The following is a 25,996-nucleotide window of genomic DNA, read 5'->3' as shown; positions in this document are numbered from 1 at the left end:
GCCGGACTCAATGAGGCAGTGAAACAGTGGAGCGAGCGGCTCGGCGCGCCGGTCCACCGACGCACGATCCCGAATCACGGTGGCTCTGCCATTCGTGGAGGTCCAGGTCAGCGTGCCGCTACCGGCACTGCCGTGCGATGCAGGCCGTAGCTTCTCGTCTTCATCAACATTTTCCTACGCAGCGACTGAGGACGGTCACGCGACTCGAACGGGGGGCGGCCCTCGGGCTCGCGGCCGAGGTCGTGCCGGTTTCCCCAACAGGGCGGTGGGACTCGCGCTCGGCAGGACCGCGTCGACGTGAGGACTTGGGGGCGATCGAACGCGGTGGTCTTACTAGGGAGTTCGTAAGTTTCTAGACTATCCATGCTGGACATGACACAATGGTCGAATGGCGAAGAAGGGCCGCAGATCGACGCACGAGGAACGTATCCGGGCGGTCCAGTTGATGGAGAACGGGTGGCGGGCTGAGGATGTCGCCGAGGCCCTGGGGGTCAGTCGCGGGTCGGTGTTCGCCTGGCAGAAGACCTTCCGTGAAGGTGGGCTGGAGGCGTTGTCGACCAAGTTCGCCTCGGGCCGGCCGACGGCGCTCAGCGATGAGCAGATGATGCGGGTGTACACGTGGATCGTGGGATCGGATCCACGGGCGCATACGTTCGGGTTCGCGTTGTGGACCCGTCAGCTGGTGCGGGACCTGATCAAGCGTCATTTCCGGGTGCGGTTGTCGCTGCCGACCGTTGGTCGGATCTTGAAAAAGCTCGGCCTGTCGCCGCAACGGCCGTTGTACCGGGCCTATCAGCAGGACCCGGAAAAGGTGCGGGCATGGAAGCAGGAGACCTTCCCGGCGATCAAGGCGGAGGCCGCTGCGGCTGGCGCGGAGGTCTTCTTCGCTGATGAGGCCGGCATCCGCACGGACCACCACGCCGGTACCACGTGGGGACGGATCGGGCAGACCCCGGTCGTCGTCGCCACTGGCGAACGCAAGTCGATCAATATGATCTCGGCGGTCAACGCCAAAGGATTGTTGCGGTTCCAGGTGTTCGAAGGCACGTTGAACGCCGGCCGGTTCATCGATTTCTGCAATCGGCTCCTGGCCGATGCAAACGGTCCGGTGTTCTTGATCGTGGACGGGCACCCCGCCCACCGGGCAAAGGAAACCTCGCAGTACGTGGAGTCCACCGACGGGCGACTGAAGCTGTTCTTCCTCCCCGGCTACTCCCCGGAACTCAACCCCGACGAGTGGGCGTGGAAGAACGTGAAGCACGACCGGATCAAACGCGCCGTCCCCACGAGTCAGGCGGAGATGAAACGCCTCGCTATCGGCGCCCTGCGGCGCCTACAGAAGATGCCCCAGATCGTGCGCGGGTTCTTCGCCGACCCGCACCTTGCCTATATCAGGGCATAACACCGAAACCACCATCAACGGTCAAGAAACTAACGCTCGTCTTGGTAAGGGACTGGGCGACGACGTCGACGACCCGGTCCACGGTGGAACGCACTGGCTGGCGCGGCTTGCCCGCGGACGGCGTCGCCTTGCCGGGCGCGAGGATCCGGTCGGGCACGTCGAGCACCCGGTAGAGCAGGCCCCCGGCCGCTCGACGCGGGGCGGGTGGTCGGCGGCGTGGGCGGGCTCGCCGCTCGCGAGGGACGCGCCGACGCCGGCGGGGTGCCGATGAGAGCCAGCAGCAGAAGGCGCCGAGTGTCGGGCCTACGATTGTGCTGACGGTGCATGGTTCCTTGGCGGCGATCTGCTCGCGCGCCCACTCCCGCACCTCGGGGTCGGGGGGCGATGCCTCGGCGGTCGAGCTCGACGCGGAACTGCTCGGCGGCGCTCTGCTGCCGCGGCTGGTGATCGTGGGTTCCGGACACGCCGGGCCAGCGGTGGGCGGGAACGTCCAGCGTGTTCGGCCAGCCGTTCCCGCCGGACCCGCAGCGGGTCACTCGTCGTCGCCGTACGGGTCTTCCGGCTCGCTGCCCGAGAAGGCGGTCCACGCGGTGCGCAGTGACCGCATCGCCCCGTCGATGGCGTGCACCGAGTTCAGGTAGTCGTAGTACACCCGGTAGTCCCCGTCGACCGGCCAGCCGTCGTCCTCGGCGGCGTCGCGGGCCAGGTCACCGACCGGGTCGTTGTGGTCGACCTGCCCCGCCAGCCACGCCGCGAAGCTGCCCGGCACGGGCTTCGGCTTCCGCCGGGCGGTGGTTACACCCAGCTTCGGGTTCGGGTCACCGGGGACGACTTTGACGGTGACGCCGGCCAGGTACGCGGCGGCGATCATCGCCCCGTTCGTGACGTACCTGATGCCGGCTCGCTCACCCTCGTGCTTGAGTCCGTAGCTGCTGGCGGTGCCGCGGGTGATCCGGACCCGGCGCAGGGTGGTGATCCAGTCGTAGGCGGCCTGCACCTCGTCCAGCCGGCGGGTCAGGTTGTCGCGGGAGCCGACGAGCTTGTCGGGCTGCCGGACGTCCGGGTGGTCGTAGCCCTCGGCGCTGAGCTTCGGGTGGTCTTCCAGGACCTTCGCGAGGTCGTCGGCGGCGATGGTGCGATCGGACATGCGGGTGGCCTCCTCGTCGAGCGCGGGTCGGGGGTCAAGCCTGCCGCATCCGGGTGGGCGACACGCCCGACGTTCCGGGTGGGGTGTTGTCTATCTCCCCGCCCGAGGGCGGCCCGTCAGCGGCGGGTGGAGCGGGTGGCGGAGAACAAGACCACCATGGACGCCAGGAACAGGGTGAGGTCGGCGATCAGCGCGAACTGGTGAGCCAGCCGGGAGCCGGCGTTCGCCAGGTCGGCGCTGCCCCGCCGCCACGATGGTGAACGCAACGCTGTCAGAGCGCGAGTGGTTCGAGATCCAGCATCGTCACGTCTTCCAGTTGGAACTCGCTGGACCGGCGCCTGCTCGGTGACGAGCCAGGAAGAGCACGACGGTGAGCAGGAACCCACTCGATTCGAGTGCTTCTGGATACCGCTGAGGTCCGCGCACGTCCTGCAGTCCGGCCAGGGTGCTCTCCTTGGCCGGCTGTTCGCCTGAACAGGCGACTCGGGACAGGAACTGGTGCTCGCATTCGTTCAGAACCGACGCGACGACCTGGGCCTGACGGTGAGACGCTGGTCGGTCGGGTCGGCACGTGGCAGGACGACGTGGGGGGTGGGAGCGTGCGCGAGGACGAGTTGCGGGGGCTGGTTCGGCGCAGACCGTGGTTGACCCGGACGTTGGGCGTCGTCCGGGAGTCTCGGCGTCGGCGTCGGCGTCGGCGTCGGGGTCGGGGACGGGGTGATGGGGCGGGCTGCCGGACACCTGGGTCGGGGGCGCTGGCGTCCTTCGCGAGATGGTGTGGCGTGAGCGGTACGGCGACGGGTTCGATCCGTCGGCCGTGCGGGACGTCGTGCTCGACGGGGTGTGGCGGCGTAAACCCGACCAGAGTCAGCCCGGAGATCGCCCGGCAAAGACTCGCCCGTTACCGCCCCGCTGAACGCTGGCCCGGCATCCGCGTTGTGGCCTGAATCAGCGCTCGAAGCCCGCGGAGGTTTGCCGCCGAGGCGCGTTCCTGCCGGCAGGCGGATCCCGGGCCGGTAGAGCGGGCGGCGTACCATGATCTTGCATGATGTGCGGGGTGTGTGCTCTCCAGCGGATGCCAACCCGGGTCAACCGGTGCCAGTGCGGGTCACCGTGGCCGACCGCCGGTCGCAAACCGGGGTTCGTGTGCTCGGGGTGTGGTCCTGGGCTGGGAGAACAGGGGTGCGGGTGACGTGGGCGAACGTGGGCCACTCCCTGCCACCCCAGGTGAACGCCCAGGTCGCTAGACTAGGCCCTCGCGCCCTCGTAGCTCAGGGGATAGAGCATCGGTTTCCTAAACCGTGTGTCGCAGGTTCGAATCCTGCCGGGGGCACCAGGTCACACCCTTGATCAACGATCACTGCTCCGCCTTCCGGGGCTTGCGTGCCCGCTGCGTGCCCGATCGCCTCGTCACCTTCGCCCTGCTCGCGTCCAAGGGCTGAGCGACCTCAGCGTCTCGCCCATCGACGGCACGGGCGTAGTGGCGGGTCGTCACGCTGGCATTGGCGTGCCCGAGCCGACGAGCGGCCATCAGAACGCCGTGGGAATCCGCGACCCAGCATCCGCTAGCTTTGCCGGTCTGCAACATCGACGTTCGCTGAAGTCAAGGCCCCGACGTTCACGACTCACCAGCAGGGGTCGGGTGGGCCGCAGCCGGCAGGCGACCAGCCCACCACCATCAGATACACGAAGGAGAAGGCCTGGGCCGCAAACACGGCTGTGCCAGCCGCGCACGCGGCGATCGCCAGACCGCGACCACGTTGGCCAGTCGTCTTGATCTGCTTCAGTCCCACTGTGCCTACGGCAACCGCGCTGACGCCGAGCAGCAGCACAGGGATTAGAAGTCGGATATCCAGGTCTATCAGCTCGGCATAGCCCGCGCTGATGTACAGCAGCGGAACCAGGCCCATGCAGCAGGCCATGATCGCCAGAGGGTTGTACCTTCGCTGATTCTCGGAGAGCTGACCGGTCATGGCACGTCCTACCTTCTCTTCGCCGCTCGGATGCTCCGGCTGCGGCGGTTCCCCGACGTTCACGATTCACCACGTGACCGGCGCCTGTCGCCGTCGTGGATCGCATGCCGGACAGCCAGGCGAATCACCCAGTAGAGGACGAACAGGCCCAGGACGTAGAGGAGAACGGCTGCGACAGACTGTTCCATGATCGCGAACTATAGGGATCGGCCACCGTTGTCGCTACACCCACTCGTAGAGCGAAGACCACGCGAATGCCGACGGGCCATCCGTGGGCCAGTAGCCGGCCGTAGTAGCCGACGCCGGCCGACAGTGGTCTTGATCTTTGCAAGGCAGGGGAGTGCGGGCGTGCCCGTTGAGACGGGACCCGAGGGTCAACGGCGGTCAGCTCCTGGACGTGGCGGCTGGCATGGCGGCGCAGGTCAAGCCAGGTCGCTGCGTGTGACTTCCGGCCCTGTCGACACTTCCTAAACCGTGTGTTCGCAGGTTCGAATCCTGCCGGGGGCACCAGGTCACACCCTTGATCAACGATCGCGGTTCCGCCTTCCGGGACTTACCTGCCCGCTGCTGGCGGCCCCCGGCCCGGATCGCGGCGGTCGCGGCCGGCGGACGTCTGGTGAGCGATGCCCACGCGGGGTGTTGGCCCGAAGGCAACGAGGCGTGTGTCGGCTCGCCCGGCTGGCCAGGTTTCGGCGGCGCGTCGTGACGCCGATCGACTGCGGACCCACTCGTCCGGGCCCGAGCCAACTCGGTCCGCTGCTACCCTCCGCGAGGAGGGACTGCTCAGCGTGACGCTCGGGGCTCGCGGCTGGCGGATGGTCACCGTCGGTACCCTGCTAAGTCCTGGCCTGCTCGCGAGACATGGTGGTACTTGATGAATGATCTTCGAGTGGTGGCGTTCGACCTGGACGACACCCTGGCTGTCTCCAAGTCTCAGATCGATGGTCGGATGGCGGAACTCCTCGGCCACCTGCTGGGCGAGGTGGACGTCCTGATCATCTCCGGTGGCCGGTTCGAGCAGTTCGAGGCGCAGGTGCTGGCCCACCTCGATCTTGCCGAGGACAAGTTGCGCCGGTTGCACCTGATGCCGACCTGCGGCACGCGGTATCTCCGGTGGCAGGACGGTGACTGGCGGCTGATCTACGCCGAGGACCTGAGCGAGGCGGACAAGGCTCGCGTCGTCGCGGCACTCACCGAGTCGGCGAAGGCGCTCGACCTCTGGGAGGCGAAGACCTGGGGGGACATCATCGAGGACCGGGGCAGCCAGATCACCTTCTCCGCGCTGGGCCAGTCCGCCCCGCCCGCCGAGAAGTACGGCTGGGACCCGGACGGCAGCAAGAAGCAGCGGCTGCGGGATACGGTCGCCGCGAAGCTGCCCGACCTGGAGGTCCGCGGCGGCGGTTCCACGTCGATCGACGTCACCCGCAAGGGCGTGGACAAGGCGTACGGCATGCGCAAGCTGCTCGAGTGCCTGGACCTGAAGCACGACAACGTGCTCTTCGTCGGTGACCGGTTGGACCACGGCGGCAACGACTACCCGGTCAAGGCGATGGGCATCCAGTGTCACTCCGTGACCTGCTGGGAAGAGACGGCCGACTACGTCGAGGTCCTCGTCGACAGCCTGGTGAAGCGGCGTACGGAGCCCGCGTAGCAGGGCAGAGCGCCTGCTGAGGGCCCAACCTCAGACGGCACCAGCCCGGTGATCAGCTACCCGTGAGTCGGGCGCGGGCGGCCGGCGGGGGACCGTCCCGCCGGCCGCCGTCGCGTTCGCCCCGCCGGCCGCCCCGTGCCGTCCGCCAGGCCGCCGTCAGGCCGGAAGCTGCTCGGCGCGGGTGATGACCCGGTCGATCAGGCCGTACTCGCGGGCCTGCTCGGCGGTGAACCAGCGGTCCCGGTCCCAGTCGGTCTGGATCTCGTCCAGCGTGTGCCCACTGTGCCGGGCGATCAGCTCCTGCATGGTCCGCTTCACGTGCAGCATGTTCTCCGCCTGGATGGTGATGTCGGCGGCCGTGCCACCCATCCCGCCGGACGGCTGGTGCATCATGACCCGCGAGTGGGGGAGCGCGAAGCGCTTGCCGGCGGCGCCGGCGCAGAGCAGGAACTGCCCCATCGAGCCGGCCATCCCGAGCGCCAGGGTCGCCACGTCGTTCTTGACGTAACGCATGGTGTCGTAGACCGCCATTCCGGCGCTCACCGAGCCGCCCGGCGAGTTGATGTAGAGGAAGATGTCCCGCTCCGGATCCTCGGCGGCGAGGAGCAGGATCTGCGCGCAGATCTGGTTGGCCGAGGCGTCGGTGACCTCGGTGCCGAGGAAGATGATGCGCTCCTTGAGCAGCCGTTCGAAGACCTGGTCGCCGAAGGACGGCTGACCGCCGTCCAACATCCAGATGCCGTACCCCATGACCTGACCACCCTCCGTGCCCCCGGCGGGCGACGGGCCGCCCGGCAACCGGCGGTCTCCAGCCTCCGGTCGGCGGCGGCCCCGAGACCAGCACTTCTGCCGGCGGCAGATTTGCCGTGGGCAGAACCGGGCGGGCCTACGCGGCGGCCAGCCGTCGCCGGCCGGGCCGGGCCCGTCGCCGGGCCAGTGCGACCGAGGTACGCGGACGACGGCGCCCGGCCGGCGGGGAGGGGATCAGCCAGATCCTGGTGCCCGTCCCGATGGCCGTCGGCGTCGCGTACCCGATCACCGGGCCGACGGGCGTCGGCCCGGTGGCCGGCAGCCGCAGCGCCCCACCGAGCAGCGGGGTGGGGGTGGCGGGACGCCGGGTGACGTGCAGCCGTGGCCCACCGCCGACCCGCGCTTGCGGGCCGGTGCGCGCGCCACGCACCGCCGGTGCCCGGTCCACCTGGGCTAGGGCCACGCCGGGCGGCGCGATGATCCGCTGCTCGCCCCGGCGCAGCTCGTCCCGGGCCTCCTCAAGCAGGTCGGAGAGGTTGATCCCGAGCGCCCGGCAGATCGCCGCGAGCACCTCGGAGGAGGCCTCCTTGCGTCCGCGCTCCACCTCCGACAGGTACGGCAGCGAGACGCCGGCCGCCTTGGCGACTTCGCGCAGCGTGCGGCCCTGCCGCTGCCGCATCCGGCGCAGCACTCCGCCGATCACGCGTCGCAGCAAGGACATGCGGGCCTCCTCGCGGTCGTCGTCCCCCCGGAGTCCCATCATGCCGCGTGCGCGGCCGGCGCACCGGGCCGGTCCCGGTCACTGCCAGGTCGACCGCCCGGCGTGCCAGCTACCGCTGGCCCGGTGGTCACGGCGACCGACACCCCGACGGGGGGAGAGCGGCGTACCCGCTATCTTGTCCACGTGCAGGCGACGGCGGCGGGGCAGGACCGACGGTGATCCATTTTCCGGCGCACCGGCGGGCGCCACTGCGCGCGCTCAGCCTGCGTCTGGCCGCCGCGGTGGTCCTGGTCTGCGCCACCGTGGCGGTGGTCTGGCTGGACCGGGACGGCTACCACGACGGCAACAACGAGGGCGGGCTGACCCTCCTCGACTGCTTCTACTACTCGGTGGTCTCGCTCTCCACCACCGGCTACGGCGACGTCACCCCGGCCAGCCAATCGGCGCGGCTGGCCAACGTGCTGTTCGTCGCCCCGGCCCGGGTGCTCTTCCTGATCATCCTGGTCGGCACCACCCTGGAAGTCCTGACCGACCAGTACCGGAACGGCCGTCGCCTGATCCGGTGGAGGAGGACCGTGAAGGACCACGTGATCATCTGCGGCTACGGCACCAAGGGCCGCAGTGCCGTCTCCGCGCTGCTCGAGAACGGGATGGACAAGTCCCGGATCGTGGTGGTGGAGCGGAACGGCGCCGCGCTGCGGCAGGCCACCTCGGCCGGGCTGGTCACCGTCGACGGCTCGGCGACCCGCTCGGCGGTGCTGGAAGAGGCACACGTACGGACGGCCAAGGCGGTGATCATCGCGACCGACAGTGACGACGCCTCGGTGATGGTGGCGCTCACCACCCGGCAGCTCACCGCCGGCCAGGTCCGGATCATCGCCGCCGTACGCGAGGCGGAGAACGCGCCGCTGCTCAAGCAGAGCGGCGCGCACCACGTGATCGTCTCCTCGGCGACCGCCGGCCGGCTGCTCGGGCTCTCCACCTCCGCCCCGCCGCTGATCGACGTGGTGGAGGATCTGCTCACCCCCGGGCAGGGCATGGCGCTGGCCATGCGTTCGGCCGACCGCGACGAGGTGGGCCGGTCGCCGCGCGAGCTGGACTCGCTGGTCATCGCCCTGGTCCGCCGGGGCCGGGTGGTGACGCTCACCGACCGGGCCGGCGCGGAGATCGAGACCGGCGACATGATCGTGTACGTCCGCGACGACCGTCCCCAGACCGCCGGCGTCTGACGTCAGAACGCGGAAGGCGGCCGCCCCGGTCGGGGTCGGCCGCCTTCGGCATGATCAGCGGATCACATGATGGTCCACGTGTCGCCGCTGGCGAGGAGGCCGGCGAGCTGCTGCTCCGGGGTCTCGTCGGTCTTCGCCTTCGCGGTGGCGACCTGTTCCTGCACCACGCTGTCGTAGGCGGGGCGGGCGACGGAGCGGAACACGCCGATGGGCGTGTTACGCAGGTCCAGCCCCGGCAGCCGGGACAGGGCGAAGGCGTACGCGGGGTCGGTGACGCCTGCGTCGTGGACCACGATCTGGTCGGCCGGGGTGGTGGCGGTGTCCCGGACCTCCAGCCCGAAGCCGCCCGGCGGGTGGACGACGCAGTGCTCGCCGTCCTTGCCGAACGTGATCGGCTGCCCGTGCTCCAGCCGGATCAGGTGGTCGTCGCGGGTGGCCGGCTCCTTGAGCGGGTCGAAGGCGCCGTCGTTGAAGATGTTGCAGTTCTGGTAGATCTCCACGAACGCGGAGCCTTGGTGTTGCGCGGCGGCCCGCAGCACCGACTGCAGATGCTTGCGGTCGGAGTCGATGGTGCGGGCGACGAAGGTGGCCTCCGCGCCCAGCGCCAGGGACAGGGGGTTGAACGGGGCGTCCGCCGAGCCGACCGGGGTCGACTTGGTGATCTTGCCGACTTCGGAGGTGGGTGAGTACTGGCCCTTGGTCAGGCCGTAGATCCGATTGTTGAACAGCAGGATCTTGAGGTTGACGTTGCGGCGCAGCGCGTGGATGAGGTGGTTGCCGCCGATGGACAGGGCGTCGCCGTCGCCGGTCACGACCCAGACGGACAGGTCGGGTCGGGTGGCGGACAGGCCGGTGGCGATCGCCGGCGCGCGACCGTGGATGGAGTGCATCCCGTAGGTGTTCATGTAGTACGGGAAACGCGACGAGCAGCCGATCCCGGAGATGAACACGATCCGCTCGCGGGGGATGTTCAGCTCCGGCATGAAGCCCTGGACGGCCGCGAGGATGGCGTAGTCACCGCAGCCGGGGCACCAGCGCACTTCCTGGTCGGACTTGAAGTCCTTGGCGGTGAGCTTGAGGGCGACGGGCTCAGACATTCTTGCAGACCTCTTCCAGCATCGTCTCCAGCTCGGCCGCGGTGAACGGCAGGCCGCGGACCTGGTTGTAGCCGATCGCGTCGACCAGATACTTGGCGCGGATGACGTGGGCGAGCTGGCCGAGGTTCATCTCGGGGATGACCACCCGGTCGTAGGCGGCCAGCACCTCGCCGAGGTTGGCCGGCATCGGCGCCAGATGCCGCAGGTGGGCCTGCGCGACGGGCAGGCCACGTTGGCGCAGGCTGCGGCAGGCCGCGCCGATCGGCCCGTAGGTGGAACCCCAGCCGAGGACGAGGACCCGGGCGTCACCGTCAGGGTCCTCCACCTCCACGTCCGGCACCGGGATGGTTTCGATGCGGGCCGCGCGGGTGCGGACCATGAAGTCGTGGTTGGCCGGGTCGTAGGAGATGTCACCGGTCTTGTCGGCCTTCTCCAGGCCGCCGATCCGGTGTTCCAGCCCGGGGGTGCCTGGGACCGCCCACGGCCGTGCCAGGGTCTGCGGGTCCCGCAGATACGGCAGGAACGTGGTGCCGTCCTCGCCGTTGGGGCTGGTGGCGAAGTCCACCCGCAGATCGGGCAGCGACTCCACGTCGGGCAGCAGCCACGGCTCGGAGCCGTTGGCCACGTAGTTGTCGGACAGCAGGATCACCGGGGTGCGGTACGTGAGCGCGATCCGCGCCGCCTCCAGGGCGGCGTAGAAGCAGTCCGCCGGGGAGCGGGGGGCGATCACCGCGACGGGGGCCTCACCGTGCCGGCCGTACAGGGCCATGTTCAGATCGGCCTGCTCGGTCTTGGTAGGCATGCCCGTCGACGGGCCGGCCCGCTGCACGTCCACGATCAGCAGCGGCAGCTCCAACGCCACCGCCAGGGAGATCGTCTCACCCTTGAGCGCCACGCCGGGACCGCTGGTGGTGGTCACCCCCAGGGAGCCGCCGTAGGAGGCGCCCAGCGCCGCGCCCACCGCGGCGATCTCGTCCTCGGCCTGCATGGTGACCACGCCGAAGCGCTTGTGCTTGCTCAGCTCGTGCAGGATGTCCGACGCCGGCGTGATCGGATACGCCCCGAGGAACACCGGCAGCCCCGAGCGCACCCCCGCGGCCACCAGACCCAGCGACAGCGCCTGGTTACCGGTGATGTTCCGGTAGGTGCCCGGCAGCATCCGCGCCGGCTTCACCTCGTACCGGACGGAGAAGTCCTCGGTGGTCTCGCCGAAGTTCCAGCCCGCCCGGAACGCGGCCACGTTCGCCGCCACCAACTCGGGCCGGGCGGCGAACTTGCGCTCCAGGAACCGCAGCGTCGACTCGTACGGCCGCGAATACATCCAGGACAGCAGGCCGAGCGCGAACATGTTCTTCGCCCGCTCCGCGTCCTTCTTCGACACCGCGTGCTCAGCCAACGCGCCGATCGTCATCGACGTCAACGCCACCGGGTGCACCACATACCCGTCGAGCGAGCCGTCCTCCAGCGGGCTGGACGGGTAGCCGACCTTGGTCAGGTTCCGCTTGGTGAACTCATCGGTGTTGACGATGATGTCCGCCCCGCGCGGCAGATCCACCAGGTTCGCCTTCAACGCCGCCGGGTTCATCGCCACCAGCACGTTCGGGGCATCCCCTGGTGTCAGGATGTCGTAATCGGCGAAGTGCACCTGGAAACTCGACACACCCGGCAACGTGCCCGCAGGGGCCCGGATCTCCGCCGGGAAATTCGGCAACGTCGAGATGTCATTGCCCAACTGGGCCGTCTCCGACGTGAACCGGTCGCCGGTGAGCTGCATACCATCGCCCGAGTCACCGGCAAACCGGATCACCACCCGGTCCAGCTGACGGATCTGCTTGGTCACGCCCGTACCTCGCTTCGTTCAGCTCCGTCGCACGGGCGGCTGAACATGATGGTGACCCCGCCTTGTCCGGCCACATGCCCTCCTAGACGCGCTGTTGCCGCCGGCCGTCCGTCCCTGGCTCGGCCCGCTCCGTTTCTCACGTCAGAGCCTACGTCGCCCCGTTAGGGCAACCTTGGTGGAGGTCCGACGTGTGGGACCCGATCGGGCTACTGTATGCCCGGATTTGTGGCGTTAAGTGCCGCTGCTCGTAATTCACATCACCGCGCGGACACGGGCGGCACGGGCCAGTCGCGGGTGCCAGGACCGACGGCCGGACCGGTAGGCTGCCGGCCGTGACCGGTTACCTCGGCTCGTACGCCACGCTCGGTCTCCTGCTGCTCGCCGCCGTTGTCTTCTTCGTCACGGCGTTCTCGGCCAACCGGGTGTTGCGTCCTGGCCGTCCGGCCGACCCCTGGGGCAAGCGGGCCAGCTACGAGTGCGGTCTCGACCCGGTCGGCGGCGACTGGGCGCAGATGCAGATCCGCTACTACGTCTACGCGTACCTGTACGTGCTGTTCGCGGTGGAGGCGGTCTTCCTCTTCCCCTGGGCGCTGGTCTTCGACCGGCCCGGGTTCGGCCTGACCACCGTGGTGGAGATGGCGGTCTTCATCGCCGTGGTGGCGCTCGGCATCCTCTACGCCTGGCGCAAGAACATCCTCCGCTGGACCTGACGCCGCACAGGAGTTGTCGAGTGCTCAGGCCAGGCCGCGCCGGGTCAGCGCCGGCGGCCGGTCCCCCTTGATCGACGCGACCATGTCCAGCACCCGCCGGGTCTCGCGTACCTGGTGGGCGCGGAACACCCGGGCGCCCAGCCAGGCCGACACGGCGGTGGCGGCCAGCGTGCCCTCCAGCCGGTCCGGTACCGGCAGGTCCAGCGTCTCGCCGACGAAGTCCTTGTTCGACAGGGCGACCAGCAGCGGCCACCCGGTGTCGGTGAGTTCGGCCAGCCGCCGGGTGATCTCCAGCGAGTGGCGGGTGTTCTTGCCGAAGTCGTGCGCCGGGTCGATCAGGATCCCGTCCTGGCGTACGCCGAGGGCGACCGCGCGCTCGGCGAGCCCGGTCACCGTCGCGACCACGTCGGCCACCACGTCGTCGAACGCGGCCCGGTGCGGCCGGGTCCGCGGCGCGAGACCGCCCGCGTGCGAGCAGACCAGCCCGGCACCGGTCGCCGCGGCCACCCGGGCCAGCGCGGGATCCGCCCCCGACCAGGTGTCGTTGAGCAGGTCGGCGCCGGCCGCCACCGCCTCCATCGCCACCTCGGCCCGCCAGGTGTCGATGGAGATGACCACGTCGGGGAAGGCGGCCCGGACCGCGGCGATGGTGTCCACCGTCCGCCGGATCTCCTCGGGCGCGTCCACCTCGTCGCCCGGCCCGGCCTTGACCCCGCCGATGTCGATGATCTCCGCGCCCTCGACCACCGCCCGCTCCACCGCACGCAGCGCGCTGTCCTGCGCGAAGGTGGCGCCCCGGTCGAAGAACGAATCCGGCGTGCGGTTGATGATCGCCATAACCACCAGCTCACCGGGGGAGAACGTCCGCCCACCGAGCCGCAGCGCCCCGGCCATGCCCGCCTCCTGATCTCCGGTCGTCCGCCGGCCGCCCACGACGCTATCCGGTCCCGCCTCGGCCGGTCCGCCGGGTACGCCGGGGCACCGAATCATGATCGGAGTGAGTGGAGGACTCGCCCGATGCCGGCCAGCATGTCACGATCTCCCCATGGGTCAGGTTCTGCTCATCTTGGTCGTCGCACTGACCGTCGCGGCGGTGGTGTTCGGAGTGACGGTGCTGGTTTCCGGGCGCGATCCGGGCCTGGCGCCCGCCGAGCCCGACGGCCGCGCCGTACCCCTGCCGGGCGGCCGACCGCTGCACGAGTCGGACGTCGCCGAGGCGCGCTTCGACACCGCGCTGCGCGGCTACCGGATGGCGCAGGTCGACCAGGCGATGCGGCGGGCCGCGTACGACATCGGCTACAAGTCCGAGTTGATCGGCGTGCTGGAGGCCGAGGTCGTCGCGCTCCGCGAGGGGCGGACCGAGGAGGCCGACGCGCTGCGCCGCACCCGCGAGGAGGCCGCCGGGACCGGCCCCGCCGCCGGCTCCCCGGCCGCCGGGCCGAGCCAGGTCGGTGCGCTGACCGCCGAGGCCGGAGTGGCCGCCGCGCCGGCGGCGGCCGCCGTCGAGGACGAGACGGCACCCGCCGCCGACGTCCCGGCGTCGGCCGGTCCGCTCGCCCCGGTCGCCGCGCCCGTCGACCGGGAGCCGGCCGACGGGCCGGTCTCCCTGCGTCCGCCGGCCTCTTCCTCCTCGGCCGCCGAGCCCAGCGACCAGCAGGCCACCGGTGCCGCCGAGAACATCGACGACGCGGACGCCGACGGAGCCCGGGAGCACGGTGGGGTGGTCCGGTCGGAGTCGGCGTGACCGGCCCGGAGGGCGACGGCTTCACCGAGGCGGCCCAGCCCGGCGCCGGGGAGGTCACCGCGACGGTGATCGTCAACGCGCGCGCCGAGCAGGTCTTCGCCGCGCTCACCGACTGGGAACGGCAGTCCGACTGGATCCCGCTCACCAGCGTCCACGTGGTCGAGGGGGACGGCGGGGAGGGGAGCCTGGTCGAGGCGGTCACCGCGCTCGGCCCGGCGGTGCTGCGGGACGAGATGCGGGTGGTCCGGGTGGACGCCCCGTACGAGGTCGGGGTGGTGCACTGCGGCAAGCTGCTGCGCGGCCCCGGCGTGCTGCGCTGCACACCGGTGGAACGGGACCGGACCCAGGTTGTCTGGCACGAGTGGTTCCACCTGCCCGGCGGGACCGCCGGGCGGGTGGCCTGGCCGGTGCTCTGGCCCGGCTCGAAGTTGGGCCTCACCCAGGCGCTGAAGAAGTTCGCCCGGCTGGTGGAGCAGGGCCGGCTGCCCTGACCGGCGAGGCCCGGCCCGTTGTCGGTGGGCTGGCCTACCGTGTACGCCGTGACTGACCTGGTGACGGGCACCGACGGGCTGCCCCGCTGCGCCTGGGGGGCGAGCACCCCGGACTACGCCGTCTACCACGACCGGGAGTGGGGCCGGCCGCTGCGCGGCGACGACGCGCTCTACGAGCGGCTGACCCTGGAGGCGTTCCAGTCCGGCCTTTCCTGGTTGACCATCCTGCGCAAGCGTCCGGCGTTCCGGCTCGCCTTCGACGAGTTCCGGATCGAGAAGGTCGCCGGCTACGGCGAGGCCGACGTGGCCCGGCTGCTCGCCGACGCGGGGATCGTGCGCAACCGCGCCAAGGTGGAGGCGGCCATCGCCAACGCCCGTGTCGCCCTGGAGCTGCCCGACGGCCTTTCCGCGCTGCTCTGGTCGTACGCGCCGCCGCCCCGGCCGGACCGGCCGCGGTCGTTCGCCGAGGTGCCGGCGCTCACCCCGGAGTCCACCGCGCTGGCCAGGGCGCTCAAGAAGCGCGGGTTCCGGTTCGTCGGCCCCACCACCGCGTACGCGTTGATGCAGGCCACCGGCATGGTGGACGACCACCTCGGCGGCTGCCATGTCGCCACCGAGCCGGCTCGGGCGTGACCGGGCGGCGTCCGGCGGACGTGCCGGGACCGGCACCGGCCGGGCGTGATGGGATTGGTTCATGAGCGACACCGAGCTCCGGACGAGCGAGACGATCGAGGAGGGCACCGACGGCACCTCGCCCGGCGCCTGGGCGGTGCTGCTCCCCGCCGGGCGGTACGAGGCCGAGCGCCTGGTGCACCACGACACGCTTGAGCTGACCGGGCTGGACCATCCGGCCCGGTCGCGGCCGGGTGACCTGGTCGCGGTGCTGGTCGACGAGCCGCTGCGGCTGGTGGCCCTCGGCCGGGTCGCCCTGCCCGCCGCGGAGACCCGGGAGGACCCGGACGATCCGCAGTCCGAGCCCGGCCCCGGGGAGCTGGTGATCACGTACACCCGGCGGGTGCTCGACGAGCCGGTTCGGGTCCACGGCCTGGCCCTCGACGGGCCGGTGACCGGGCTCGACCTTGCCGTCTGGCGGGAGCTGGCCGACCGGCTCGGCCCGCCCCCGGCCCGCCGGTCCTGGCTGGTCAGCCTCGACCTGCCGATCGAGGCGGCCTCGCCCGCCGAGGCGGTCCGGCTCTTCTGGTCGTACGTCCAGGAGCTTGGCCCCCGGGAGCTGCCCGCCTTCGTCTCGCCCGCCGGCGACGAGCTGGCCATGCAGGCTTTCGTGCTCGGGGCCGAGGCCAATCAGGATCCGGAAGAGGACGACTGATCCACCCGTGCCCCGCCGCATGGCGCCCTTTTTCCGGACTGAAGGCTCATGCCGCGGCGGATGGCCACACGTTCCGCGAAAGAGTGGCCATCCGGGAGCTGCGGGGGCGGACGGTCAGCGGCCCTCGAACGTCGGCTTCTGCTTGTTGACGAACGCCATGGTGGCCGCCTTGTGGTCGGCGGTGGCGCCGCAGATCGACTGCGCCTGCGCCTCGGCCGCGAGGGCGTCGGCGAGGGTGCCGGCGTCGGCGATGGAGAGCTGGCGCTTGATCGCCCCGTACGCGACGGTCGGCCCGGCGGCGAGTCGCGCGGCCAGCTCCTGCGCGGCCGGCAGCACCTGCTCGTCGTCGTCCACCAGCCTGGTGAGCAGGCCGAGCCGGTTGGCCTCTTCGGCGCCCACCGGCTCGGCGAGCATCAGCAGCTCGACGGCCTTGGCGTGGCCGACCAGCCGGGGCAGCGTCCAGGAGGCGCCGGTGTCGGCGGCGAGCCCGACCCCGGCGAAGGCCATCAGGAACCTCGTCTTCGGGCCGCCGATCCGGAAGTCGGCGAGGAACGCCAGCGAGGCGCCGGCCCCGGCGGCCATGCCCCGGACCGCGGCGACCACCGGCTGGGGCAGGTTGGCGAGCCGGGCGGCGATCGGGTTGTAGTGGGCCCGCACGGTGGCCAGCGGGTCGGGGTCGGCGGATTCGAGGGTCTGCACGTGCTCCCGCAGGTCCTGCCCGGCGCTGAACGAGCCGCCCGCGCCGCCCAGTACGACCGCCCGGCAGGACCGGTCGGTCTCCAGCTCGGCCAGGGTGTCGCGGAGCGCCTCCTTGAGCGCGACGTCGAGCGAGTTCATCGCCGTCGGACGGTTGAGCGTCAGGGTTACGACGGCGTCGGTGCGGTCGACGAGCAGCGGCTCGGTCACGTTCTAACGACCCTTCTGTCGGGCGAGGCGGTTGTTGTTGTCGAGGCACTGCTCGACGTACCGGTCGGCGGCCGGCCGGAGCCGGGCCGCGTGCCGGTCGAAGAAACTGGCCGCGCTGGCGCCCGACCAGCGCTCGGGGAGCAGCGCCGGGGGCAGCTGTGGATCCCGGAAGAGGAAGGTACGCCACGCGTGCACGAGCCGGAATCGGGCCGCGTACGCGTCCTCGTCGCTGCTGCGCACGGTGACCCCGGACAGGAGGGGCTTCTGCTCGGCGACGAACCGCTCGTACGCCCGGCCGATCTCGGTCAGGTCCCAGGCGCGGCGGACGATCCCCATCGCGCCGGGGGTGCCGGCGGCGTGGGCGGCGGTGAACCGCTCGTAGCGCACGCCCGCATCGGCGAGCAGGACGTCCACGTCCTCGCCGGGTCGGGTGGCCACCCAGGTGCAGTCGTCGAGCGTGCCGTAGCCGAGGAAGGTCAGGTTGGCGGCGAGCCGCTGCCGGTCCCGTCGATTGACGGGTGCCTCCAGCACCAGTAGGTCGAACCGGCCGTCCCAGCTCTGCCGGCCGGTGCGGTAGATCCGGGCCGCCGCCTCGTCGAGTCGGCGGGCCGCCTTGGGTGTGATCGAATATCCCGGCCCGGCGGCGAGCCGGAGCGGTTCGAGCCAGCCCTGTCGGACCATCCGGGAGACCGCGGTGCGTACCGCCGGTGGGGCGATCCCCAGCGGCGACAGCAGCTTGACCAGGGCGGCGACCGGTGCCCGCCCACCCCTGGCCCGGAGGTGGTCGCCGTACAGGTCGAAGAGCGCCGACCGTGCCTGCATGACCGCACATTGTGACAGGCCTGCCCAAGATATGCTAGGTGCTGTTACATCAATGCCGCTTCGGTTTGGGTCCGGCGGTGTTCATCAGGGAAAATCGTTGGTCGACGCCCCCGTAGTGGTTGCGGGTGGTTATGGCGAAGTGGCTGTGGGGCAACCCACCAACCCTGGTGTAGGTCTGAGGGGAGACAACATGGCGGCGATGAAGCCGCGGACGGGCGACGGTCCGCTGGAAGTCACCAAGGAGGGCCGGGGCATCGTCATGCGGGTCCCGCTGGAGGGTGGTGGCCGGCTCGTCGTCGAGATGACTCCCGACGAGGCCACCGCGCTGGGGGACGCGCTCAAGGAGGCTGCCGGCTGATCGAGGAGCGGTCCGCGCGATGCGCGTCGCGCGAATGGTTCGTCCGCCCCTGAGCCACCGGCTGTGCCGGTGGCTCAGGGACTTCGTGGACCCAACGAGCGGCGAAAAGTCCGCTCTGAGAATTTTTCGGAGGTACGGTCCAGCGTGCTGGCCATTCGTCTGGTGAGCGAGCCCGTGCGGCTCGACACTCTCGTCCTGCCCGTTCGTCCCGAAGGGCCGGACTCCCCGGCCGCCCTGGTCCCCACCGCCTCGCCGCCCGCCGACGACGTCCGGACCGAGGCCGCCGCGCTGCTCCCCGTCGCCCGGCTGACCGGCGACGCCGGCGAGATCCGGGAGCACCTGCGCCCCACCGGTACGCCTTCGCGACTGGTCTTGCTCGGCGTCGGCGCCGGTGACGAACACGCTTGGCGGTGCGCGGGAGCGGCGCTGGCCCGCGCCGCCAAGGATGAGACGTACGTCACGGTGGCGCTCCCGGCCGACGGCGCGGCGGCGCTGCGCGGCCTGGTCGAGGGGCTGCTGCTGGGGTCGTACCGGTTCCGGCTGACCGAGGCCGGGGGAACGCCCGCGCTGGCCGAGGTGGACGTCGTGGTGGCCGACCCGGAGGCGCTGGCCCCGATCCTGTCGACGGCCCGGGCCACCGCCGAGATGACCCGGTTGGCCCGCGACCTCACCAACACCCCCTCGTCGGCCAAGAATCCGGCCTGGTTCGCCGCCCAGGTCGGGGCTGCGGCAGCCGACCGTCCCGACCTGCACCTGCGGGTACGCGAACCGGCGGAGCTCGCGGAAGAGGGCTTCGGCGGCATCCTCGCCGTCGGCGGCGGCTCGGCCAGCGGCCCCCGCCTCGTCGAGCTGGACTGGCGGCCCGCGGACGCGAGCACCCACGTGGTGCTGGTCGGCAAGGGGATCACCTTCGACACCGGCGGCATCTCCATCAAGCCGGTGCCGGCGATGAAGCTGATGCGCAAGGACATGGCCGGCGCCGCCGCGGTGGTCGCCGCGGCCCTGGGCGCCGCCGCGCTGCGGCTGCCGGTGCGGGTCACCGCGCTCGCGCCGCTGGCCGAGAACATGGTCAGCGGCTCGGCGTTCCGCCCCGGCGACATCATCCGCCACTACGGCGGCCTGACCAGCGAGAGCACCAACTCCGACGCCGAGGGGCGGCTGGTGCTGGCCGACGCGTTGGCGTACGCGAACCGGGAGCTCCGCCCCGACCTGCTGGTCGACCTGGCCACCCTGACGGGCGCGAACGCGGTGGCGCTGGGCAAGCGGCACGGCGCCCTGTACAGCGAGGACGACCAGCTCGCGACCGACCTGCTGGCCGCGATCGAGGCGGCCGGCGAGCGCGCCTGGCGGATGCCGCTGCCCGCCGACTACGTCGAGTACCTGGGCAGCGAGCTGGCTGACCTGCACAGCTCCCCGGATCGGGGCGCCGGCTCGGTGGTGGCCGCGCTCTTCCTCCGCGAGTTCACCGGCGACCTGCGGGACCGCTGGGTGCACGTGGACATGTCCGCCCCCTCCTGGTCCGAGGACGTGCACGCCGAGCTGACCCGGGGCGCCACCGGCTGGGGCGTACGCGGGCTGCTGCGCTGGCTGGCGACGCTGGGCTGACCGGGCGCGGACCGGGCACCCGGCCTGCGTGGGCCCGGGTGCCCGCCCGGTCGCACCCCGCGCCGGCGGCGACCGGCGCGGGGGTCAGCTCTTCACGGCGGCGAGCAGGCCGTGCCCAACCGGCAGCAGCGCGGGGACCCAGTGCTCCGACTCCCGGATCGCCTTGATGGTCTCCCGGACGGTGACCGTCTCCACGTCACGTGCGGCCGGATCGCCGATCCGGCCGCCGGCGAGGACACCGTTGAGCGCGAGCACCCCGCCGGGCCGCAACAGCCGCAGCGCGGCGTCCACACAGGCGGTGAAGCCGGTCGCCTCCGCGTCGACGAAGACCAGGTCGTAGGCGCCGTCCGCGAGCCGCGGCAGCACGTCGAGGGCCCGACCGGTGATGATCCGGGTACGCCCCGGCGGGAAGCCCGCCTCCACGAAGATCCGCCGGGCGATCCGCTGGTGCTCGACCTCCACGTCCATGGTGGTGAGCACCCCGTCGGGGCGCATGCCGCGCAGCAGCCAGAGACCGCTGACCCCGGTGCCGGTGCCGATCTCCACCACCGCGCGGGCATTCCCGGCGGCGGCGAGCAGTCGCAGCGCGGCCCCCGCCCCCGGCGTCACCGCGTCCACCCCCACCTCCTTGGCGAGACGGCGGGCCGTGCGCAGCACGACATCCTCGGTGACGTACGACTCGGCGAACTGGAGCGCCTGGGCCGTCGAGTTGCCGGAACTGGCGACCGTGGCGATGGGACACCTCCGGGCGGCGGGAGTGGTGCGAGGGGTTACTTGCGCTATGAGCCTAGAGGTGGGACCTGACGGGCGCAGCCGCGAGTCGGCTCGAGACGATCACGATGGGCAACCCCTGACTCCGATCCGGGCATCCGTGCAATCCTGGACGGTGTCCCGTGTGGCACGGCGGTTGGCTCCGTCGGCCCCGGCGCGGGACGCGCGGGACGGACTGGGAGGCACCGACGTGACCGACGGCTGGGACTGGCGCCAGCCCGGCGGGACCCCGGCACCGGCGGGACAGCCGGCACCCGGGAGCCTGTCCCAGGGCCCTCAGGGTGCCCAGGGCGTCGGGGGCGGCACGACCTCGCCCGGGAGCCCGGCCCAGGGCCCTCAGGGCCCTCAGGAGGCCGGGGCCGGCACGGCCTCACCCTGGTGGTCCGACGCGCTCGCCGACCCGTGGCGCGACCCGTACGCGCCCGCCGCGGTGGTGGTGCCCGCCGCCCCGATCGGCGGCGGCGGCGAACCCGAACCGGTCAGCGACCCGGACGCGCCCGTCCGGCCCGGGCTGCGGCAGGTCGTGCTGATCTCGCTGATCACAGCCCTGCTCGCCGGCTCGCTCGGCAGCGCCCTGACGTACGCCTTCCTGCGCGGCGGCCCCGGCGTACCCAGCCTCGGCGCGCAGTCGGCGCAGGCCCCGGCGCTCGCCCAGCGCAAGCCCGAGTCACTGGCCGGCGTCGCCGAGAAGCTGCTGCCCAGCGTGGTGACGGTGCGGGTGGCCAGCCTGGGCGGCACCAGCGAGGGCTCAGGCTTTGTGGTCAGCGCCGAGGGGCACATCATCACCAACGACCACGTGGTCTCCGGCGGCCCCGGCAAGGCCACGGTGATCTTCAACGACGGCAGTTCGGCGTCGGGCAAGGTGGTCGGCCAGGACCCGGAGTCGGACCTCGCGGTGATCAAGGTCACGCGTACCGGGCTGCGGCCGGTGGAGTTCGGCGACTCGGACGCGCTCGCCGTCGGCGACCCGGTGCTCGCCATCGGCTCGCCGCTCTCGCTGACGAACACCGTCACCGCCGGCATCGTCAGCGCCCTCGACCGGACCATGCAGGCCGGCGAGCCGGGCGGCCCGACGCGCTACTACGCGGCGATCCAGACCGACGCCGCGGTCAATCACGGCAACTCGGGCGGCCCGTTGGTCGACGGCGGCGGCCGGGTGGTCGGGGTGAACTCCACGATCAAGTCGCTGGTCGCCGACGGGCAGGAGGCCGGCAACATCGGGCTCGCCTTCGCCATCCCGATCAACCAGGCCAAGCGGGTCACCCAGGACATCATCGGCACCGGCAAGGCCCGGCGTACGGTGATCGGCGCCCAGGTTGGCGGCACCGGGGTGGCGGGCGGGGGCGTACGCCTCAACGGCGTCGAGCCGTCCGGCCCGGCGGCGGCCGCCGGGCTGCGCACCGGGGACGTGGTGCTCCGGCTCAACGGGCATCCGATGACCGACCCGGCCGACCTGGTGGCGTTGGTCCGCAAGTACGCCCCGGGCTCGGTGGTGGCGGTGGAGTACCGGCGGGGCACGGCCCGGCAGAAGGCCTCGGTGACGCTCGCCGCAGACGCGAAGTGAGCAGCCGTCACCCCCTCCCGGTCGGCCCGTGACGTGCGTAGTCTTGCCCTGACAAGCACGAGGAGGCCGGAGTGTTCGAGAACCTGAACTGGTGGGAAATCGGCGCGCTGCTGCTCTTGGCGCTGCTGATTTTCGGTGACCGGCTGCCCACCGTGATCAACGACGGGCTGCGCATGGTCCGCAACCTGCGCGCCATGGCCCGGAACGCCACCGGCGACCTTAGCCGCGAGTTGGGCACCGACATCCAGCTGGAGGACCTGCACCCGAAGGCGTTCATCCGCAAGCACCTCCTCAGCGAGGAGGACGAGCAGGCCATCCGGAAGCCGCTGCAGAGCATGTACGACGACCTGCGCTCGGACGTCACCGACGTGCACGAGGATCTGAAGGGCGTCGCCAAGGCAGCCGACCTGCGCACGAACGGCAGTCGCCCGATCACCGCCACCGGCGGCACCTCGACCCCTGCTCCCGCCCCCCGCTCCAGCTTCGACGACGCCACCTGACCCCCGCTCCGTAGCTCCCGCTTCCGCCTCAGCGGGTGCAGATACAGAGAAAGACGGGTGCAGATACAGAGAAAGAGTGGCCATTCCCGGCGGAATGGCCACTCTTTCCGTGACTCAGCGCGGATCTTGCAGCGGGCGGGAAGGACAGCGGGCGGCGGTCAGCGGGGGGTGGGCTGGAGGCCCAAGGGCTTGCCGAGGAGCGACTCGCGGCGGACCGCGAGGCGGTCGGCGACCTGGGACAGCGCCCTGGCGGCCGGGGTGTCCGGCTGGGCCAGCACGATCGGGGTGCCGGCGTCGCCGCCCTCGCGGACCAGGGTGTCCAGCGGGATCTGCCCCAGCACCGGCACCTGCGCGCCGATGGTCCGGGTCAGCGACTCGGCGACCGCCTCGCCGCCGCCGGCCCCGAAGACCTCCATCCGCGAGCCGTCCGGCAGCTCCAGCCAGGACATGTTCTCGATGACGCCGACCACCCGCTGGTGGGTCTGCAGTGCGATCGCGCCGGCCCGTTCGGCCACCTCGGCGGCGGCGGCCTGCGGGGTGGTGACGACCAGGATCTCCGCGTTCGGCAGGAGCTGGGCCACCGAGATCGCGATGTCGCCGGTGCCCGGGGGCAGGTCCAGCAGGAGCACGTCCAGGTCGCCCCAGTAGACGTCGGCGAGGAACTGCTGCAGGGCCCGGTGCAGCATCGGGCCGCGCCAGACGACGGCCGCGTTGCCCGGGGTGAACATGCCGATCGAGATGACCTTCACGCCGTGCGCCTGTGGCGGCATGATCATGTCTTCGACCCGGGTCGGGGCGCCCTCGGCACCGAGCATCCGGGGCACCGAGTGGCCGTAGATGTCCGCGTCGACCACGCCGACCGAGAGGCCGCGGGCGGCCAGCGCGGCGGCCAGGTTGACCGTGACGCTGGACTTGCCGACGCCGCCCTTGCCGCTGGCGACCGCGTACACCCGGGTGCGGGAGCCGGGCTGGGCGAACGGGATGACCGGCTCGGCGGTGGCGCCGCCGCGTAGCTTGGACTGCAGCTGCTGGCGCTGCTCCGGGCTCATCACGCCGAACTCGATCTCGACGCCGGTCACCCCGGGCACCGCGCCCACGGCGGCGGTGATGTCGCTACGCAGCTTGTCCTTCAGCGGGCAGCCGGCCACGGTGAGCAGCAGCTCGACCCGGACAACGCCGTCGTCGCCGATTTCGGCGGAACGGACCATGCCGAGTTCGGTGATCGGCCGACGGATCTCCGGGTCGTTGACGGTGGCCAGGGCGGCCTGGACCGCGTCGGAGATGGTGCTGACGGGTGCTGACATGTCCGCAATGTTACGTCGCTGGTCATCGGTGACCGCCGCTGGTGGGGCCGGTGTGAGCGATTCGATGGCCCCGACCGAGGGGTGGACGGGTTGCGCCACCAAGTGGGACGATCGGGGCGAACGCCGCTCGCCTGGCCCCTTGAGGCGCGCGGCGTTCAACGCTGTCGCGTCCGGCTCAGCTCTCGGTGCGTCGGTCGCCGGCGTAGTCGTCGTCCAGGTCGTCGCGGGGCTCGCCGAGCGGCTCGGCACCGCCAGGCCGCCGGGTGCCCTCCCGGCCCCGCTGCCGGAGCTCCCGCCGCTGCCGGCGCTGCGCTGCCTCGTCCAGTTCCTCGGCCAGCCGGGCCAGCTCGGACCGGAGGAAGTCCCGGGTGGCCACCTCGCCCATCGCGATGCGCAGCGCGGCGATCTCCCGGGCCAGGTACTCCGTGTCCGCCTTCTGCATCGCCGCGCGCCGCCGGTCCTCCTCCAGCGCGATGCGGTCCCGGTCCGACTGCCGGTTCTGCGCCAGCAGGATCAGCGGGGCCGCGTACGACGCCTGGATGGAGAGGATCAGGGTGAGGAAGGTGAAGGTGTAGGGGTCGAAGCGCAGGTTCGACGGGGCGAGGGTGTTCCAGGCGAACCACGCGAGGAGGACCAGCGTCATGTAGACGATGAAGTTCGCCGTGCCCATGCTGCGGGCGATCCCCTCGGACCACCGGCCGAAGGTCTCCTGGTCGATCCGGGGCAGTCGGAGTCCCCGAGGTACGCGCGGCTGGTCGAGCCGCCGCTCGGAGCGTCGCTGCTCAGTCATCGGTCCCGCCCGGCGGCTCCTCGGCGGCGGGCGCGGCGCGCATGACGTCCCGGTCCCGCCAGTCGCGCGGCAGTGAGTGGTCCAGCACGTCGTCCACGGTCACCGCGCCGACCAACCGGTTGTTCCGGTCCACCACGGGCATGCCGACCAGGTCGTAGGTGGCCATGCGGCGGGTGATCTCGGGCAGCGGGGTGGTCGGCCGGAGCGGGTCGATGTCGTTGACCACCACCCCGCCCAGCAGGTCGGCCGGGGGCTCGCGGAGCAGTCGCTGGAAATGGACCATGCCGAGGTAACGACCGGTCGGCGTGGTCAGCGGTGAGCGGGCCACGAAGACCTGCGCCGCCACGGCCGGGGAGAGCTGCGGCTCCCGGATGCGGGCCAGCGCCTCGGCCACCGTGGCGTCCGGCGGCAGGATCACCGGCTCGGAGGTCATCACGCTGCCGGCGGTGCCGGAGGCGTAGCGGAGCAACTGGCGTACCGGGTCGGCCTCGTCGGGCTCCATGAGGTCGAGCAGCACGTCCTGCTCGGGCGGAGGCAGCTCGTTGAGCAGGTCGGCGGCGTCGTCCGGGTCCATCTCCTCCAGCACGTCGGCGGCGCGTTCCCGGTCCAGCGCGGCCAGGATCTCCACCTGGTCACGCTCGGGCAGCTCGCTGAGCACGTCGGCGAGGCGCTCGTCGTCCAGCGCCGCCGCCACCTCGTTGCGCCGGGCGTCGGGCAGGTCCTGCAACGCGTTGGCCAGGTCGGCCGGGCGCATGTCCTCGAGTACGGCCAGCAGGTTGGCCGTACCCCGGGTGTCGCCCACCCCGCCGAGGCCGCCCACCTGGTCCCACTCGACCTGGTGCAGGTGACCGCGGCGGGTGAGCCGGCCGGTCAGCTCGCGGACGGCGACCCGGGCCAGCATCCACTCGCCGGTGCGGCCGCAGTCCATGGCCACGTCGACCACCAAACCGGCCTGCCCGCCCGCCAACTGGACCCGGCGGTCCAGCAGTTCGGAGAGCACGAGCAGCTCGTTGGGACGCTTCTCGAACCGGCGCAGGTTGAGGGTGCCGCTGCCGAGCACGACGGCGTCCGGGTCGATCGTGGTGATCCGGTTGATGGACAGGAAGATGCGCCGCCGCATCGGCATCTCGGCCACCAGTCCCACCACCTCGGGCGGGCGCTGGTCGGTCCGTATCCGGGCAACCGCGTCGCGCACCCGGCCCACCTGGTCGCCGTTCGGGTCGAAGACGGCGACTCCGGCGAGTCGAGCGAGGTAGACCCGGTTCGGCGTGCTCACGGCACCAGCCTAAGGGCC

General features: G+C 71.6%; 28 protein-coding genes and 1 tRNA gene. 13 read left to right on the top strand and 16 right to left on the bottom strand.

Features of this window, described 5'->3' with window-relative positions; translation table 11 throughout:
* Positions 1-388: 388 nt before the first annotated feature.
* Positions 389-1,402, top strand: coding sequence for an IS630 family transposase (locus ACNAW0_RS18865; RefSeq protein ID WP_416289223.1), 1,014 nt, complete (start codon positions 389-391; stop codon positions 1,400-1,402).
* Here the strand turns inward: ACNAW0_RS18865 and ACNAW0_RS18860 are convergent.
* From ACNAW0_RS18860 to ACNAW0_RS18850, 3 genes are all read right to left on the bottom strand, one after another.
* Positions 1,392-1,568 (bottom strand): hypothetical protein, encoded by a 177-nt coding sequence (locus ACNAW0_RS18860; RefSeq protein WP_416289222.1) that lies wholly within the window; start codon positions 1,566-1,568, stop codon positions 1,392-1,394. The genes ACNAW0_RS18865 and ACNAW0_RS18860 overlap by 11 nt on opposite strands.
* Positions 1,569-1,934: 366 nt before the next feature.
* Positions 1,935-2,549, bottom strand: a complete 615-nt coding sequence (locus ACNAW0_RS18855) for a YozE family protein (protein ID WP_416289221.1) — start codon at positions 2,547-2,549, stop codon at positions 1,935-1,937.
* 116 nt (positions 2,550-2,665) lie between these two features.
* A complete protein-coding gene (locus ACNAW0_RS18850) occupies positions 2,666-2,815 on the bottom strand; it encodes a hypothetical protein (protein ID WP_416289220.1) in 150 nt (49 codons plus the stop codon).
* Between the two features lie 994 nt (positions 2,816-3,809).
* On the opposite strand from ACNAW0_RS18850, the gene ACNAW0_RS18845 reads away from it, so the two are divergent.
* Positions 3,810-3,885, top strand: a tRNA-Arg gene (locus ACNAW0_RS18845).
* 289 nt (positions 3,886-4,174) lie between these two features.
* On the opposite strand, the gene ACNAW0_RS18840 is transcribed toward ACNAW0_RS18845, so the two are convergent.
* Together ACNAW0_RS18840 and ACNAW0_RS18835 are read right to left on the bottom strand one after the other, a co-directional pair.
* Positions 4,175-4,522 carry a DUF4190 domain-containing protein gene (locus ACNAW0_RS18840; protein WP_416289219.1) on the bottom strand — a complete coding sequence of 116 codons (348 nt, stop codon included), beginning with the start codon at positions 4,520-4,522 and terminating at the stop codon, positions 4,175-4,177.
* 59 nt (positions 4,523-4,581) lie between these two features.
* Positions 4,582-4,710 carry a hypothetical protein gene (locus ACNAW0_RS18835; RefSeq protein ID WP_416289218.1) on the bottom strand — a complete coding sequence of 43 codons (129 nt, stop codon included), beginning with the start codon at positions 4,708-4,710 and terminating at the stop codon, positions 4,582-4,584.
* 686 nt (positions 4,711-5,396) lie between these two features.
* On the opposite strand from ACNAW0_RS18835, the gene ACNAW0_RS18830 reads away from it, so the two are divergent.
* The gene (locus ACNAW0_RS18830) at positions 5,397-6,173 is read left to right on the top strand and encodes an HAD-IIB family hydrolase (RefSeq protein WP_416289217.1); all 777 of its coding nucleotides are present in this window, start codon (positions 5,397-5,399) and stop codon (positions 6,171-6,173) included.
* Between the two features lie 156 nt (positions 6,174-6,329).
* Here the strand turns inward: ACNAW0_RS18830 and ACNAW0_RS18825 are convergent, their stop codons facing one another.
* Both ACNAW0_RS18825 and ACNAW0_RS18820 read right to left on the bottom strand, forming a co-directional pair.
* The gene (locus ACNAW0_RS18825; protein WP_416289216.1) at positions 6,330-6,923 is read right to left on the bottom strand and encodes a ClpP family protease; all 594 of its coding nucleotides are present in this window, start codon (positions 6,921-6,923) and stop codon (positions 6,330-6,332) included.
* Positions 6,924-7,059: 136 nt separating this feature from the next.
* Positions 7,060-7,644, bottom strand: a complete 585-nt coding sequence (locus ACNAW0_RS18820; RefSeq protein WP_416289214.1) for a helix-turn-helix domain-containing protein — start codon at positions 7,642-7,644, stop codon at positions 7,060-7,062.
* A 215-nt stretch (positions 7,645-7,859) separates the two neighbouring features.
* Here ACNAW0_RS18820 and ACNAW0_RS18815 point away from each other — a divergent pair, with 215 nt between their 5' ends.
* Positions 7,860-8,873 (top strand): potassium channel family protein, encoded by a 1,014-nt coding sequence (locus tag ACNAW0_RS18815; protein ID WP_416289213.1) that lies wholly within the window; start codon positions 7,860-7,862, stop codon positions 8,871-8,873.
* A gap of 62 nt (positions 8,874-8,935) precedes the next feature.
* Here the strand turns inward: ACNAW0_RS18815 and ACNAW0_RS18810 are convergent, their stop codons facing one another.
* Complete coding sequence (locus tag ACNAW0_RS18810; protein ID WP_416289212.1) at positions 8,936-9,970, bottom strand: 2-oxoacid:ferredoxin oxidoreductase subunit beta; 1,035 nt, start codon at positions 9,968-9,970, stop codon at positions 8,936-8,938.
* The gene (locus ACNAW0_RS18805; RefSeq protein ID WP_416289211.1) at positions 9,963-11,810 is read right to left on the bottom strand and encodes a 2-oxoacid:acceptor oxidoreductase subunit alpha; all 1,848 of its coding nucleotides are present in this window, start codon (positions 11,808-11,810) and stop codon (positions 9,963-9,965) included. Before ACNAW0_RS18805 ends, ACNAW0_RS18810 begins: the two co-directional genes overlap by 8 nt.
* Positions 11,811-12,142: 332 nt before the next feature.
* Between ACNAW0_RS18805 and ndhC the strand changes: the two genes are divergently transcribed.
* On the top strand, positions 12,143-12,520 hold the full coding sequence (ndhC, locus tag ACNAW0_RS18800; protein WP_416289210.1) for an NADH-quinone oxidoreductase subunit A: 378 nt from the start codon (positions 12,143-12,145) through the stop codon (positions 12,518-12,520).
* Positions 12,521-12,544: 24 nt separating this feature from the next.
* On the opposite strand, the gene folP is transcribed toward ndhC, so the two are convergent.
* On the bottom strand, positions 12,545-13,414 hold the full coding sequence (folP, locus tag ACNAW0_RS18795) for a dihydropteroate synthase (protein WP_416289209.1): 870 nt from the start codon (positions 13,412-13,414) through the stop codon (positions 12,545-12,547).
* A 151-nt stretch (positions 13,415-13,565) separates the two neighbouring features.
* Between folP and ACNAW0_RS18790 the strand changes: the two genes are divergently transcribed.
* The 4 genes from ACNAW0_RS18790 (at position 13,566) to ACNAW0_RS18775 (ending at position 16,082) form a co-directional block, all read left to right on the top strand.
* Positions 13,566-14,264 carry a DivIVA domain-containing protein gene (locus tag ACNAW0_RS18790; protein ID WP_416289208.1) on the top strand — a complete coding sequence of 233 codons (699 nt, stop codon included), beginning with the start codon at positions 13,566-13,568 and terminating at the stop codon, positions 14,262-14,264.
* Positions 14,261-14,755: an SRPBCC family protein gene (locus ACNAW0_RS18785; RefSeq protein WP_416289207.1), complete on the top strand. Its 495-nt coding sequence runs from the start codon at positions 14,261-14,263 to the stop codon at positions 14,753-14,755. The genes ACNAW0_RS18790 and ACNAW0_RS18785 overlap by 4 nt, the downstream gene beginning before the upstream one ends.
* 48 nt (positions 14,756-14,803) lie before the next feature.
* Positions 14,804-15,388, top strand: coding sequence for a DNA-3-methyladenine glycosylase I (locus ACNAW0_RS18780; protein ID WP_416289206.1), 585 nt, complete (start codon positions 14,804-14,806; stop codon positions 15,386-15,388).
* A 61-nt stretch (positions 15,389-15,449) separates the two neighbouring features.
* On the top strand, positions 15,450-16,082 hold the full coding sequence (locus ACNAW0_RS18775) for a hypothetical protein (RefSeq protein WP_416289205.1): 633 nt from the start codon (positions 15,450-15,452) through the stop codon (positions 16,080-16,082).
* Positions 16,083-16,196: 114 nt separating this feature from the next.
* Here ACNAW0_RS18775 and ACNAW0_RS18770 read toward each other — a convergent pair whose 3' ends face one another.
* Positions 16,197-16,988 (bottom strand): enoyl-CoA hydratase-related protein, encoded by a 792-nt coding sequence (locus ACNAW0_RS18770; protein ID WP_416289204.1) that lies wholly within the window; start codon positions 16,986-16,988, stop codon positions 16,197-16,199.
* Between the two features lie 3 nt (positions 16,989-16,991).
* On the bottom strand, positions 16,992-17,810 hold the full coding sequence (locus ACNAW0_RS18765) for a PaaX family transcriptional regulator C-terminal domain-containing protein (RefSeq protein WP_416289203.1): 819 nt from the start codon (positions 17,808-17,810) through the stop codon (positions 16,992-16,994).
* Positions 17,811-18,000: 190 nt separating this feature from the next.
* Between ACNAW0_RS18765 and ACNAW0_RS18760 the strand changes: the two genes are divergently transcribed.
* Together ACNAW0_RS18760 and ACNAW0_RS18755 are read left to right on the top strand one after the other, a co-directional pair.
* On the top strand, positions 18,001-18,168 hold the full coding sequence (locus tag ACNAW0_RS18760; protein ID WP_416289202.1) for a DUF3117 domain-containing protein: 168 nt from the start codon (positions 18,001-18,003) through the stop codon (positions 18,166-18,168).
* 144 nt (positions 18,169-18,312) lie between these two features.
* Complete coding sequence (locus ACNAW0_RS18755; RefSeq protein WP_416289201.1) at positions 18,313-19,773, top strand: leucyl aminopeptidase family protein; 1,461 nt, start codon at positions 18,313-18,315, stop codon at positions 19,771-19,773.
* A gap of 84 nt (positions 19,774-19,857) precedes the next feature.
* On the opposite strand, the gene ACNAW0_RS18750 is transcribed toward ACNAW0_RS18755, so the two are convergent.
* On the bottom strand, positions 19,858-20,430 hold the full coding sequence (locus ACNAW0_RS18750) for an O-methyltransferase (RefSeq protein WP_416289200.1): 573 nt from the start codon (positions 20,428-20,430) through the stop codon (positions 19,858-19,860).
* Between the two features lie 289 nt (positions 20,431-20,719).
* Here ACNAW0_RS18750 and ACNAW0_RS18745 point away from each other — a divergent pair, with 289 nt between their 5' ends.
* Together ACNAW0_RS18745 and ACNAW0_RS18740 are read left to right on the top strand one after the other, a co-directional pair.
* On the top strand, positions 20,720-22,108 hold the full coding sequence (locus ACNAW0_RS18745; RefSeq protein ID WP_416289233.1) for a trypsin-like peptidase domain-containing protein: 1,389 nt from the start codon (positions 20,720-20,722) through the stop codon (positions 22,106-22,108).
* A gap of 71 nt (positions 22,109-22,179) precedes the next feature.
* Complete coding sequence (locus ACNAW0_RS18740; protein ID WP_416289198.1) at positions 22,180-22,608, top strand: preprotein translocase subunit TatB; 429 nt, start codon at positions 22,180-22,182, stop codon at positions 22,606-22,608.
* 158 nt (positions 22,609-22,766) lie between these two features.
* On the opposite strand, the gene ACNAW0_RS18735 is transcribed toward ACNAW0_RS18740, so the two are convergent.
* The 3 genes from ACNAW0_RS18735 to ACNAW0_RS18725 all read right to left on the bottom strand — a co-directional run bounded on the left by ACNAW0_RS18735 (position 22,767) and on the right by ACNAW0_RS18725 (position 25,978).
* The gene (locus ACNAW0_RS18735; protein ID WP_416289196.1) at positions 22,767-23,912 is read right to left on the bottom strand and encodes an Mrp/NBP35 family ATP-binding protein; all 1,146 of its coding nucleotides are present in this window, start codon (positions 23,910-23,912) and stop codon (positions 22,767-22,769) included.
* A 175-nt stretch (positions 23,913-24,087) separates the two neighbouring features.
* The gene (locus ACNAW0_RS18730; RefSeq protein WP_416289195.1) at positions 24,088-24,702 is read right to left on the bottom strand and encodes a DUF1003 domain-containing protein; all 615 of its coding nucleotides are present in this window, start codon (positions 24,700-24,702) and stop codon (positions 24,088-24,090) included.
* Positions 24,695-25,978: a magnesium transporter MgtE N-terminal domain-containing protein gene (locus ACNAW0_RS18725; RefSeq protein WP_416289194.1), complete on the bottom strand. Its 1,284-nt coding sequence runs from the start codon at positions 25,976-25,978 to the stop codon at positions 24,695-24,697. The genes ACNAW0_RS18730 and ACNAW0_RS18725 overlap by 8 nt, the downstream gene beginning before the upstream one ends.
* Between the last annotated feature and the right edge of the window lie 18 nt (positions 25,979-25,996).

Origin of the sequence: Micromonospora sp. SL1-18 (assembly GCF_047921505.1) — a bacterium.
In the GTDB taxonomy this organism is placed as follows: domain Bacteria; phylum Actinomycetota; class Actinomycetes; order Mycobacteriales; family Micromonosporaceae; genus Micromonospora.
This window is presented reverse-complemented; position numbering and strand designations above follow the sequence as displayed.

Excerpts from the sequence above, each read along its gene's own strand:
- ACNAW0_RS18865 (WP_416289223.1), top strand. The coding sequence starts at position 389 with ATGGCGAAGAAGGGCCGCAGATCGACGCACGAGGAACGTATCCGGGCG.
- ACNAW0_RS18855 (WP_416289221.1), bottom strand. The coding sequence starts at position 2,549 with ATGTCCGATCGCACCATCGCCGCCGACGACCTCGCGAAGGTCCTGGAA.
- ACNAW0_RS18840 (WP_416289219.1), bottom strand. The coding sequence starts at position 4,522 with ATGACCGGTCAGCTCTCCGAGAATCAGCGAAGGTACAACCCTCTGGCG.
- ACNAW0_RS18835 (WP_416289218.1), bottom strand. The coding sequence starts at position 4,710 with ATGGAACAGTCTGTCGCAGCCGTTCTCCTCTACGTCCTGGGCCTGTTC.
- ACNAW0_RS18830 (WP_416289217.1), top strand. The coding sequence starts at position 5,397 with ATGAATGATCTTCGAGTGGTGGCGTTCGACCTGGACGACACCCTGGCT.
- ACNAW0_RS18825 (WP_416289216.1), bottom strand. The coding sequence starts at position 6,923 with ATGGGGTACGGCATCTGGATGTTGGACGGCGGTCAGCCGTCCTTCGGC.
- ACNAW0_RS18820 (WP_416289214.1), bottom strand. The coding sequence starts at position 7,644 with ATGTCCTTGCTGCGACGCGTGATCGGCGGAGTGCTGCGCCGGATGCGG.
- ACNAW0_RS18810 (WP_416289212.1), bottom strand. The coding sequence starts at position 9,970 with ATGTCTGAGCCCGTCGCCCTCAAGCTCACCGCCAAGGACTTCAAGTCC.
- folP (WP_416289209.1), bottom strand. The coding sequence starts at position 13,414 with ATGGCCGGGGCGCTGCGGCTCGGTGGGCGGACGTTCTCCCCCGGTGAG.
- ACNAW0_RS18790 (WP_416289208.1), top strand. The coding sequence starts at position 13,566 with ATGGGTCAGGTTCTGCTCATCTTGGTCGTCGCACTGACCGTCGCGGCG.
- ACNAW0_RS18775 (WP_416289205.1), top strand. The coding sequence starts at position 15,450 with ATGAGCGACACCGAGCTCCGGACGAGCGAGACGATCGAGGAGGGCACC.
- ACNAW0_RS18765 (WP_416289203.1), bottom strand. The coding sequence starts at position 17,810 with ATGCAGGCACGGTCGGCGCTCTTCGACCTGTACGGCGACCACCTCCGG.
- ACNAW0_RS18760 (WP_416289202.1), top strand. The coding sequence starts at position 18,001 with ATGGCGGCGATGAAGCCGCGGACGGGCGACGGTCCGCTGGAAGTCACC.
- ACNAW0_RS18735 (WP_416289196.1), bottom strand. The coding sequence starts at position 23,912 with ATGTCAGCACCCGTCAGCACCATCTCCGACGCGGTCCAGGCCGCCCTG.
- ACNAW0_RS18730 (WP_416289195.1), bottom strand. The coding sequence starts at position 24,702 with ATGACTGAGCAGCGACGCTCCGAGCGGCGGCTCGACCAGCCGCGCGTA.